The sequence below is a fragment of the uncultured Marinobacter sp. genome (assembly GCF_963974375.1).
Classification (GTDB): Bacteria; Pseudomonadota; Gammaproteobacteria; order Pseudomonadales; family Oleiphilaceae; genus Marinobacter.
Genome location: NZ_CAXBDN010000137.1, coordinates 1 through 11,152, shown reverse-complemented (window position 1 = coordinate 11,152; position 11,152 = coordinate 1). Strand labels below are relative to the sequence as shown.

Sequence of the window (11,152 nt, the reverse complement as noted above, 5' to 3'; positions counted from 1 at the left end):
ATCTAGCGACGACGATGACGCTGACGATTCCGAAGACGAGAAAGAAAGCGGTCCTGATCCCGAAGAAACCCGGCTGCGCTTCGAGCTGCTCAAGGAAAAACTGAGCGCCGCGGATGCGGCCCTCGCCAAATACGGACGCGCCCACAAGACGACCCAGCAGGCCCTCAACGAACTGGGCCAGGTGTTCGCGCCCTTCAAGCTTGGCAACAAGGCCTTTGACGAACTGGTCAATGTCGTCCGCTCCACCAATGATCTGGTTCGCGAAAACGAACGGGCGATCATGCGAATCTGCATCAAGGAAAGCAAAATGCCCCGCAAGGACTTCATCAAGTCCTTCCCCGGCAACGAAATCAATCTGGACTGGTCCGAAAAGATCGCCCGCTCCAAGAAGCCCTACGCAAATGCCGTGGGCGAGCGTATCGATGAAATCGTACGGATGCAGAAGCGCATTGCCAATGTGCAGAACGAAGTGGATCTTGATATTCCTGACATCAAGGAAATCAACCGTCGGGTCTCCATCGGCGAAGCCAAGGCCCGTCGTGCCAAGAAAGAAATGGTCGAGGCCAACCTGCGACTGGTTATTTCCATCGCCAAGAAGTACACCAACCGTGGCCTGCAGTTCCTCGATCTGATCCAGGAAGGCAACATCGGCCTGATGAAGGCCGTCGACAAGTTCGAATACCGTCGCGGCTACAAGTTCTCCACCTACGCCACCTGGTGGATACGTCAGGCCATTACCCGCTCGATTGCGGATCAGGCCCGCACCATCCGGATTCCGGTGCACATGATCGAAACCATCAACAAGCTCAACCGGATTTCCCGGCAGATGCTGCAGGAGATGGGCCGTGAGCCGACGCCGGAAGAACTGGGCGAGCGCATGGAAATGCCGGAAGACAAGATCCGCAAGGTACTGAAGATCGCCAAAGAGCCGATCTCCATGGAAACCCCGATCGGTGACGATGAAGACAGCCATCTGGGTGATTTCATCGAAGACATCCAGGCCCTGTCGCCGGTGGATTCCGCCACCGCGGAAGGCCTGCGGGAAGCGACCCGCTCGGTACTGGCCGGCCTCACCGCCCGCGAGTCCAAGGTGCTGCGGATGCGCTTCGGTATTGAAATGAACACCGACCACACCCTCGAGGAAGTGGGCAAGCAGTTCGATGTGACCCGGGAACGGATCCGTCAGATCGAAGCCAAGGCGCTGCGCAAACTGCGCCACCCTTCCCGCTCCGATCACCTGCGCGGCTTTATTGACGACCAGGGTAACAGTTAAAGCCGTAAACACAGTGGCGGGCGCCAACCCTCATGGGTATAATGGCGCCCGCTTTGTTCCGGGCCTATAGCTCAGTTGGTTAGAGCAGGGGACTCATAATCCCTTGGTCGCAAGTTCGAGTCTTGCTGGGCCCACCATTTTCTGCTTTACACAATCTACCCTTCGTAAACCCCCTGCCGACGATCCGGTTGCAAGCCATACTCTGTTTTCTCAATCATGCTCCCGGCGCCGAACTCCGACACTACCCCCATAGCTTTGCCACCTGCCCTGCTTCCACCCCAGGCGTGATCTGAATGCAGTTTCGAGGCCGGCACCTCACCGGGTTTTCATAGTAACCCTGGTTTCCGGTATTACGGTGGTTCGTGTTATAGCCATAAGCAGAAAGCGTCTTTAGGATGCCCTCAGGTAACACCAGCAAAGAGGTAGACCGTGGCACGCAAGAAGTACGCTCCCTGGCTGGCGGCCATTGCGGTGTCTGTTTTTGCAGGCATGGCCTGGATGCTCTGGCCAGCAGCTGAAACAGAGCCCCCCCAATGGCCCGATCATGAGCCGACGTCCTCCTATTCAACCCTCGGCCGGCATTGGCAGCAACCGGTGCAGACTGGTTCGAATGCAAACACCTTATCGGCCACCGGGGTCGCACCCCCAAATGACCTGGGGAACGAAGACAACGCCGGGGCCAGCGCCGCTTCCATCGATCTCGATCAGTTACAGCACGCCCTCGCCCACATCGCGGTGGATGAGCAGGGACGCCTGATCTTTGATGAAGTGGCCCTGGCGTCATTACGACGGGCCTTCGAGCAGTTCAGCGAGCTCTCTGACCCGGCCATGGTGACGCAGCTCAAACGCTATGTCGAAGCCGGACTTGCCGGCGAAACCGGCGCCCAGGCCGCCGCCATGGTGGGCGACTATTTCCGCTATCGGGAAGCAAAAGCAAGCGCGGAAGCCCTCTGGGAGCACCAGGAAAACCCGGACCCAAGGCAACGGCTGGAGCAACTGGCAGAGCTGCGAAGGCAACACCTGGGCCCCGCTGTGGCCAATCAGCTCTACGGCGGCGAGCAGGCCCATCAGCGCTACCTGTTGGCCCTTGCCGAGCTGAGACGAAATCCGGATCTGGCGGAGACAGAGCGCCAGCAGCTGCGAGCGCAGCTGCGCAGTGATCTGCGCGATGGCAAATTTCTGGTGGATGACCGGGGCACCGATGCCATCAGGCAGTTGGCCAACGACAGCCAGCACTGGCAGGAACAGGGTCTGACGGAGGACACCCGCCACTATTTGCAGGATCAGACCCTGGGGCTGGTCTCGGCCCGCAGCCTGGCCACCAGTCAGCAGCAGAAAAACCACTGGCAGCAACGTTATGACCAGTTCAGCGAGCGCCGCGATACCATTCTGCTATCAGGCCTGACCGATCCGGAAAAAGTCCGCCAGATCGACCAGTTACTTGGGAACCACTTTTCCGGCGACGAACTGGAGGCGGCCAGAACCTATCTTCCGCCTCATATGCGGCAATAGAGCGGCTCAGCGCTTGCGCTCCAGCACCAGGCGGAAGCCCGCAATCTCATGGACGGCCTGGAAGCGGTTGGCAGAACGGGCATGGCGCGGATAGAAATGCCAGCTGCCGCCCCGCAGGACCTTGTAGTTGCCGGCTTCGGGTCCTTGTGGATCCGTCACCGCTGTGACTGGATAGGGCCCGTACCAGTCTGATACCAACTCCCAGGTCTGGCCGGCCATGTCGTAAAGTCCCCAGGGATTCGGCGGATACTGCTTCACCGGTAGCGGACCCGAAGAGCGATCAAAGCCGGTACAATCACCGACCGCTTGCTGTCCACTCATGTTGCCATCGGCGGCACTCGGGCAATGACCGAAATAGAACGGTGTGGTGGTCCCCGCCCTGGCGGCATACTCCCACTCGGCCTCGGTCGGCAACCGGTAACGAAAATCCGGTTCCAGGCTATTCAATTGCCGGATGTAGTGCTCAACCCATTCCGGACGCAAACCGTCCACCGGGCACTCTGGCCCGCAGTCCTTGAAATAGGACGGACTGCCATCAATCAGGGCCAGCCATTGTGCCTGGGTGACCGGCGTTGTCTGCAGATAATAATCCTGACTGATGACGACCCTGTGCCGGGTTTCATCGTCCCTGCGCCCTGCTTCGTCTTGCGGGCTGCCCATCATGAAGTCACCGGCGGCAATGCGCACAAACGCCATTCCGAGATGATTGGTCACACGGTCCGGCAAACCCTGAGCGGCCGGCGATGCCAGTGGTGGTTCACTGGCAAGGGCCAGCGGAAAACAAAGGGCCAGATAGAGCGGAATTACATCAATGAGACATCTGAGGGCCGGGACTCTGGAGGTGCGTGTCAGGCCAGCACTGTGAGTATTCATGCAGACGGATTCATAGACCAGGTCAGAGCCACCCTGGCAGGCCGTGGAGGCACTGCCAGGACAACACCGGTTTACTCAGTCGAGGGTCTGGAGGATCAGATCTGACAGCACCCGGGAACCCGCCGAGGTGGGGTGAATGCCATCAGCGCTGATATACCGGCTCTCATTGCCGCGGAAGGCTTCGCGGGTTTCAACCAGTTTTATACCCAGCGCCGGATAGTTCGCCACCTTGTAGGCCGTGGACAGCTCATTAATCTGGTTATTGGCGCTGTCGTTGGTGTCGTAGTAACCGAGAAACAGAATTTCCTCAATGCCGTCACGGCGCATATCGGACACCATGCCGGCGATGGTCTGTTCGATACCCATCAGCACGTCCTCTACGCACTGCCGGGTCTGACAGTCACCACCGTCCCCCAGCAGAAAGTCATTGCCGCCGCCATTCATGATCACCGTATCAATGCCCCTCTTGCTGGCATTGGCATACTGATTGGGCACCGCATAACGACGGCTGCAGATCAGACTGCCACCGTTCATCTGACAACCGCTGCGGGCATAGCTATCGATGGACTCGTCCAGAGCCCGCTCCAGGTTACGGTGAATATCACCGGAAAGGGCAAAAATGGAATCGCCGATAATCATCTTGGAGGCGCCGCTGCTACCACCCCCGCCGAGCGCCCAGGCATTGACCGAAACCACGGATGCGATGGCGAGGATGCCTAATGTTTTCAAACTGATGTTAAGGGGCATGACTGTCTCCTGTTGGTATTTTTATGCTGAGGCTTCGCACGGCCCGACCAGGAAGCAACTGGCCACTGCGGGAGGGTGCGGAAAGTGTATTCCGCGACAGACAGCGGTGAATATGACGTGACGAACCAAAACCCGGCCCGGTTGGGAGGCCACAAAACACTCCGCCAGCCAGGCGCGACGCGGATCACAATGCCTGCTGCAGCCGCCGGCCAGGCCTGCCTCTGACCGTCAGGGTCCCAACCACCAATGACATCAGCAACAGCACCACCAGGCTAACGGGAAACCAGTAGCGCCAGCGACTGAACAGAGTTGGATTGAATTCAGAGCGGTAAAGCACCGGAACCATCACGGCCGCGGCCTCACCCTGCCCGGTCAGGAAAGTGATCCGGCCATCGGGCGTCACCAGGGTCGACGGCCCGTTGTTAATGACGTGCAGCACAGGCAACCGGTTCTCCACGGCCCGCAAGGCGGTAATGCCGGTATGTTGCATCGGTTGCCGGGAATCACCAAACCATCCGTTGTTGGAAATCACCACAATCAGCGAAGGCCTCTCGGCATGGGCCACGGCTTTGGCTACAAAGTCCGCGAACGCACTTTCATAACAGATCACCGGCACGATCCCGGCGTCACCCAGCCGAAACTCGGCGGGTTGCTTGCCAGGGGTCAGGTCAGCGAAGAAGTCGCCCAGATGCCGGCGAAGCCAGGGCGCGAGGCCGGGAAAACGCTCGCCCCAGGGCAAGTATTCACCAAAAGCGACCAGTTTGTTCTTGCGATAGGTTGCCTCAAGTCTGCCGTCGGCATTGAGATAGACCGCTGCGTTGTATTCCCGGTCACGGGTTTCTGTCCGCACCCGCTCGGCATCGTGAAAGATCAGTGGAACGCCTGCCTGTGACAGGCTTTGCTGATACGCCGGCGCTACATGGGCCTCATGGAAGTAGCCTTTGAAGCGGGTTTCAGGCCAGACCACAAGGTCGGCACCCGCACCAGCCAGCGCCTGGGTTGCGGCCATTTCAGGGGGGTAGGCCCGACTGAAGCCGCTGGCCGGTCCCGGCACACTGGCACTGGGTACTTCGTCAGGCTGGACTATGCCCACCTTCAGCTCTGAATCACCCGCGGGCGGCGGCCAGTGCGTCATGGTCATGGCCCCGAAGCCAAACCAGAGCATCAGCACGGCGATGGCCGCCAGTACCGGCCCCCGCTCAACGCTTCGGGCCGCCCCACCCGGGACGGGAGTCAGCCAGGCTGCCAGATAGCCGGGCTTCAGCAACAGGAACCTGAACAACAGGGCATTGGTCAGCGCGATAACGAAATCAAGACCGTAAACCCCGGTTAGCGATATACCCTGCAGCGCCAGCAGAAAACGACTCTGTGCTTCTCCGGGATGCAGAGGAAACAGTTGCGGGAAAAAGCCAAAGGCCAGGGTCACGATCACAGCGAACAACCACCAGGGTTCCTGCCCATACCAACGGCGCAGCCCCCAAAGCACCACGGACACGGCGGCAATGATCTGGGCGCTGTAAAACCAGTAGCTCAGCGAGATCAAAGCCGAGGAGACAGTGCCATAACCCTTGAGAAGCTGCACAAACGTCATCATCCAGGACGTGGCCAGCAGGAACAGGGCAATGCCGGCCAGCAGACCGAGACCGTAGGACCTCAGCAGGGTCTGATTGTGCAAAGCCACCAGCAGGGGCACAAACGCGAACCAGTGCACCAGGTAAGCACCCGGTGCCACATAGGGGACAGCCAGCAACAGGCCCGACACGATGGCCAGAAAGCTGCGCCATAACAGACTCATGGGGCACGTCCGGAAAAGGCGGTTTCGAATAATTGCGCCAGCTTGATGGCCTGCTGGTCTTCGTCCAGGTCATGTCGCTGAAGGATCAACTCCCGGACCATGGCAAAACGCATCATCGCCCCTTCCTCAGAGGGCGGCAGCGACAACGGTGCCTGTGCCAGGCACAACTGCTGCAAATGATCGCCGGCGGTCTGTTTTATCAATGCCGGCTGGGCGGCCTCCGACGATCGGAACCAGGGCATGGCCAGAAAACGACGACGCACATCAAGGCAGTGCACGACATAAGGAAAAAAGGCAGACAGGGTTTCTCCATCGTTACCGGGTAATGCCTGCCCCACCAGGAAGGATGCTCGTGCCGTGGCCTCCCGGGGAAGCGCCGAGCGCTCAACCGCTTCGGTCATGGCAGCCAGCAGCTGCCAGAGGTATTCACGATATCCGGGCGGATCCAGATCGTCCCGAATCTTTACGAACCGGGCCAGAATACGCTCTACCGGCAGGAAATCGAGGTCTGAGGGTGCAGGCTGCCAGTTCACCCGGACCACCGTTTCAGAGGCCTGTACAGGGCCCCTGGGGGATCCGTGGCGTTCGTTAATAAACAGCGCCAGGGCAAACACCACGGCAACCACCACCATGGCCGGAATCACCAACCTGTCGGAGCCATTGCCGTAACCGGCAAGCCCGGTCTGATCTGCGTCCACAAACTGAGTCCTCTCATCCCTGGCGACCACGGTTAGTCTTCGTTATCTTCTACTTCATCAGTTCAGCTCTGATCAGGTACGGCTCTCTGCCCACAGGGAATGATACCGGGCACCTCTCACCGGAGAGCATGACGGAGTTCACAGCCCGGGATTTCCATGACCGGCAATCCGGCCGGGCCGAAGTGCTGTACAATTCAGGAACGGCGTCAGAATCGGTTCGCGCACCCAATCCTGCCTGCAGACTGGTCGACAACGACCAGCCAGGTTCTCAGTCGCAACAGGAGGCATCATGCCCTTATGGCTTCAGTGGTCACTAATCGTCGCCGGCATCATCGCCATCGTCTGCCTGTTTGTTTTTATCAGCAGGCAAGCACGAGTTCTCAAAAAACACCGGCAGGTCGAAGTACGTAAAACCGAGTTTCAGAACCGGCGGCGGGAAGACATGGTGGAAAGTATCCGCATTATTGCGATGGCAGTTGAACAGGATCAGGTGGAGTACTCGGAAGCCTGCCTGCGTCTTAAAGGGCTGCTGGATCATGTGGCCCCGGAACTGCTGGAAAAGCCGCCTTATCGGGTTTTTCAGGAGCTGCATGATCAGCTCCAGCATATGCCGACTCACCGCGCCCGACAGCAAACAGACCAGCGCTTCGTCAAAAAAATGGACAAGGAACGCTTTTCCCTGGAACAGGCCAATGCCGATGCCATTCGCCGGGCCGCCACCGCCATTCGGCATCACAAGTTTGATTGATTGCTGTTATTTTTGTAACAGTTTGTATCCGAAATAGGCGAGAAAACAACTATTACCCTGCTTATAAATCAATCGCTTCCATTGACAACGGTAACAACGGCCACTGCTTCGGCGGGTAGCCCGGCGTAACCGCCGTGCATATTTTGATCTATTGACTAAATTTAACAAAGAACCGCTGACGCCGATTGCTCGTATCTAGTTATAACACGAGCCAACCGCAGCAGATCCTTCGGTACGCCAGTTGCTGAAGCCACGGTTCAGGTGTTGTGTTCTCGGAAGTACGTTTTCGTCTCTGCAATAAGCGGGTGAGCTTGCCGGCCTCTGGGCCGGCTTTTTTTGGCTCCGGGTTTCGCCGTCAGTCTGCGGATGAACCCATCATGCCGGCCATCGCCATCACCGAATCCCTGGCCGCCACCAGTTCATCCATCTGATCCGCCACCGCCTGCGGGTCCAGCCCCAGCTCACGATAGACCACTTCGGGAATAGCCTGACGCACGCCAAGCCTGAGGCCACGCTCATTCAGCAGCTGTCTGCCGAGCCAGAGAATGCGGGCATAAGCCTGGCAATCGCCTTCATAGTCCGGATTTTTTTGCTGCCGGATGGCCACACAGACTTCCTCTGGCATACCCCAGTTGGTCATCAGTTCCGCTGCGATCTGCTCACGGGTGACGCCCAGCAACTGATGTTCAACCACCGACGTGTCCAGGTGAGGATTGACTTCCCAGTTCCGGCAGGCAAGGCGGAAGTGCGGCGGAAACACCTGGGCCAGTACCAGATAGCCAAAGTTGTGCAGCAGTCCCGCCAGATACGCCAGACCAAACACCGGGCGCTCTCCCCGCGGCATCATGCCCGCCAGAATGCCTGCGGCCTGGGCCTGCCAGATGGCCTGCTGCCAGTAGCCGACAAACCCTGCAGGGTGATCTTCTGGCTGCTTGAGCGTTTTGCCCAGGGCCAGGCCCATGGCCAGGTTCATGACCAGATCAAATCCCAGCACACGGGATACGGCGTCGTGCACTGAGCGCACCTGACCCGCCGCCGCATAAAACGATGAGGATGCCCAGCTCACCACCTGTGCCGCCAGGCTCGGGTCGCTTTCAACGATATCCACCAGGTCGCCCATGACGGCGTTCGGATTGACCCGCAGGTGAATAATACGTTGCGCCGTCTGCGGCAACGGAGGCAGTTCCAGGGTATCTTCCAGACGCTGGCGAATCCGCAGCCCGGTAAATTTCTGGATGGCGGAATGCAGCTGTTCCCGATCGTTTTCCGGTCGGCTGACGTTTACATCAACAGACTGTACCGGAAGACAGAAGGAAAGCTCATTGGCACTGCGACTGAGCGCAAGGTACTGGTCCCGATCCAGTGCCAGGCAGGTGTTTTCGCCGGTTGGCTCCAGCACAACCCGGTCGGTTGCCCGCACCCGTGAGTCCACTACGGCCGGCCAGCCGGTGAGCGTTGGCAGCGCCGGCAGTTCCGTGAGACCTATGCGTTTACGTAACCGGGCCTGCTCGGCCTGGGGCAACAACATCAGGTCACGGTCCAGCTGTTTGTTGAGGCTGCTGAGATCCAGCAAATCCTCCTGCCGGCAAACCACCTGCAACTGGCCCTTCTCGTCACCGAGCAGCACCAGCCGCAGGCGACTGCCCTGAACCGGGGCTCCGTAGGGCTCTGGATTGACATCCACTTCGGCCGCCTCAAGTGCCTGCCGGATCGCGCCGGGTAGTTCCATTCGACTCTCCTCGTTCGTTGCCTATCGCTGGTCCCGGGCTTGCAGACAACAGCCTCTGGTAATGGGGACCGCAACCGGAATTTTTCGTTGGTTTCCGCCATTGTGGGTCAAAATGTCACCACTTGACAGGGTGGCTCACAGGTAACTGCGGTTTCCTGTGGTTAAACGTCACCGTAGCGAATACGATCGCCCAGCCAGCGTCGTATCAAGCCGTTCACTCTCTCTGTAGACGCCATCAGGGGCGGCGCCAGCTCCCGAATAACCTCAATCCAGTCACGGTCCCGCTCAAAATCCGCCAACCGGAACTGCATCATTCCGGTCTGGCGCGTACCCAACACCTCACCGGGACCGCGAATCTCAAGATCTTTCTCCGCAATGACAAAACCATCCTGGCTGTCCCGCAACGCCTGCAACCGGGCGCGCCCGTTCCGGGATAATGGCGGCTGGTACATCAATACGCAGAAACTGGCTTCATGGCCTCGTCCGACCCGTCCCCTCAGCTGGTGCAGCTGGGCAAGGCCGAGGCGCTCGGGATTCTCAATAATGATCAGCGATGCATTGGGTACATCTACACCCACTTCAATAACCGTGGTGGCCACCAGCAGATCCAGCTCACCCTGTTTGAAGCGGGCCATGACATCGGCCTTTTCGGTCGCCTTCAGACGACCATGGACCAGCCCGACCGCCAGTTCCGGCAGTCGCTCGGCCAAAGCTATGGCTGTGGCTTCGGCCGCCTGGCACTGGAGGGCTTCGGATTCCTCAACCAGGGTACACACCCAGTAGGCCTGGCGCCCCTGCCGGCAGGCACTGCGTACCCGTTCGACAATCTCATCCCGCCGGCTGTCAGGGATCACGATGGTTTCCACCGGCTTGCGGCCCGGGGGCAACTCATCGATCACCGACGTGTCCAGATCCGCGTAAGCGCTCATGGCAAGTGTTCTGGGAATGGGCGTTGCTGTCATGATCAGCTGATGCGGTGCGCTCTGTCCGCCCGCCCCCTTGTCTCGCAGCGCGAGTCGCTGATGCACGCCAAAACGGTGCTGTTCGTCGACAATCACCAACCCCAGGCGGTCAAAGCTGACGTCGTTCTGGAACAGTGCATGGGTGCCGATCACCATTGGCGCGGCGCCACTGGCCAATCGCTCCAGAGCCGCAGTTCGTGCCTTGCCTTTGACCTTGCCTGACAGCCACACCAGATCCAGGCCCAAGGGCTGCAGCCAGTGACTGAAATTCTGATAGTGCTGCTCCGCCAGGATTTCCGTGGGTGCCATCAATGCCACCTGGGCGCCCGCAGCAATGGCCTGCAGGGCGGCGAGAGCTGCGACCACGGTTTTACCCGAACCCACATCACCCTGAACCAGTCGCAGCATGGGTATCGGCTGACTCAGATCCTGCCGGATATCCGCAAACACCCGGGACTGGGCCGGCGTGAGGCTGAATGGCAGCTCGTCCAGGAAGCGCTGCGTCAAGTCGCCGCCGGGCAACAGCGGCAATGCGGTCCGCTGCTGGATTTGCTGGCGTACCTGTAGCAGGCTGAGCTGGTGCGCCAGCAACTCTTCCATCACCAGCCGCTGCTGGGCCGGATGCAGACCTGCCATCAGGGCTTGTACCGGAGCCCCCGCCGGCGGCGCGTGCACCAGCTCTACCGCAGTATTGATGTCCGGCAACTGATAGTCCGCCAGTAATTCCGGCGGTAGCCAGTCCCGTATCGGGTATCGCCGGAGGTAGGTCAGCGCTTGCTGGCACAGTGACCGCACCCGGGGCTGCTGAATTCCCT

Annotated in this window: 9 protein-coding genes and 1 tRNA gene; 4 read left to right on the top strand and 6 right to left on the bottom strand. The window is 59.5% G+C overall.

Features of this window, described 5'->3' with window-relative positions:
- From rpoD to AAC035_RS12430, 3 genes are all read left to right on the top strand, one after another.
- A partial coding sequence (rpoD, locus tag AAC035_RS12440) for an RNA polymerase sigma factor RpoD (protein WP_339804628.1) occupies nucleotides 1–1,273 on the top strand: 1,273 nt, incomplete at its 5' end.
- Between the two features lie 60 nt (nucleotides 1,274–1,333).
- Nucleotides 1,334–1,410 (top strand) — tRNA-Ile (locus tag AAC035_RS12435).
- Between the two features lie 292 nt (nucleotides 1,411–1,702).
- Nucleotides 1,703–2,785, top strand: a complete 1,083-nt coding sequence (locus tag AAC035_RS12430) for a lipase secretion chaperone (protein WP_339804626.1) — start codon at nucleotides 1,703–1,705, stop codon at nucleotides 2,783–2,785.
- A 6-nt stretch (nucleotides 2,786–2,791) separates the two neighbouring features.
- On the opposite strand, the gene AAC035_RS12425 is transcribed toward AAC035_RS12430, so the two are convergent.
- The 4 genes from AAC035_RS12425 to AAC035_RS12410 all read right to left on the bottom strand — a co-directional run bounded on the left by AAC035_RS12425 (nucleotide 2,792) and on the right by AAC035_RS12410 (nucleotide 6,898).
- On the bottom strand, nucleotides 2,792–3,658 hold the full coding sequence (locus AAC035_RS12425) for a formylglycine-generating enzyme family protein (RefSeq protein WP_339804624.1): 867 nt from the start codon (nucleotides 3,656–3,658) through the stop codon (nucleotides 2,792–2,794).
- 75 nt (nucleotides 3,659–3,733) lie between these two features.
- Nucleotides 3,734–4,405, bottom strand: coding sequence for an SGNH/GDSL hydrolase family protein (locus tag AAC035_RS12420; RefSeq protein ID WP_339804622.1), 672 nt, complete (start codon nucleotides 4,403–4,405; stop codon nucleotides 3,734–3,736).
- Nucleotides 4,406–4,589: 184 nt separating this feature from the next.
- Nucleotides 4,590–6,200, bottom strand: a complete 1,611-nt coding sequence (lnt, locus tag AAC035_RS12415; protein ID WP_339804620.1) for an apolipoprotein N-acyltransferase — start codon at nucleotides 6,198–6,200, stop codon at nucleotides 4,590–4,592.
- The gene (locus AAC035_RS12410) at nucleotides 6,197–6,898 is read right to left on the bottom strand and encodes a hypothetical protein (RefSeq protein ID WP_339804618.1); all 702 of its coding nucleotides are present in this window, start codon (nucleotides 6,896–6,898) and stop codon (nucleotides 6,197–6,199) included. Before AAC035_RS12410 ends, lnt begins: the two co-directional genes overlap by 4 nt.
- 289 nt (nucleotides 6,899–7,187) lie before the next feature.
- On the opposite strand from AAC035_RS12410, the gene AAC035_RS12405 reads away from it, so the two are divergent.
- Nucleotides 7,188–7,646, top strand: a complete 459-nt coding sequence (locus AAC035_RS12405) for a DUF2489 domain-containing protein (protein ID WP_339804616.1) — start codon at nucleotides 7,188–7,190, stop codon at nucleotides 7,644–7,646.
- 355 nt (nucleotides 7,647–8,001) lie between these two features.
- Here the strand turns inward: AAC035_RS12405 and AAC035_RS12400 are convergent, their stop codons facing one another.
- Together AAC035_RS12400 and recG are read right to left on the bottom strand one after the other, a co-directional pair.
- Nucleotides 8,002–9,375, bottom strand: coding sequence for an HDOD domain-containing protein (locus AAC035_RS12400; protein WP_339804614.1), 1,374 nt, complete (start codon nucleotides 9,373–9,375; stop codon nucleotides 8,002–8,004).
- 161 nt (nucleotides 9,376–9,536) lie between these two features.
- On the bottom strand, nucleotides 9,537–11,152 hold a 1,616-nt coding region (recG, locus tag AAC035_RS12395), incomplete at its 5' end, for an ATP-dependent DNA helicase RecG (protein ID WP_339804612.1).

Coding starts and splice junctions, on each gene's coding strand:
- AAC035_RS12425 (WP_339804624.1), bottom strand. CDS start 3,658: ATGAATACTCACAGTGCTGGCCTGACACGCACCTCCAGAGTCCCGGCC.
- AAC035_RS12420 (WP_339804622.1), bottom strand. CDS start 4,405: ATGCCCCTTAACATCAGTTTGAAAACATTAGGCATCCTCGCCATCGCA.
- lnt (WP_339804620.1), bottom strand. CDS start 6,200: ATGAGTCTGTTATGGCGCAGCTTTCTGGCCATCGTGTCGGGCCTGTTG.
- AAC035_RS12405 (WP_339804616.1), top strand. CDS start 7,188: ATGCCCTTATGGCTTCAGTGGTCACTAATCGTCGCCGGCATCATCGCC.
- AAC035_RS12400 (WP_339804614.1), bottom strand. CDS start 9,375: ATGGAACTACCCGGCGCGATCCGGCAGGCACTTGAGGCGGCCGAAGTG.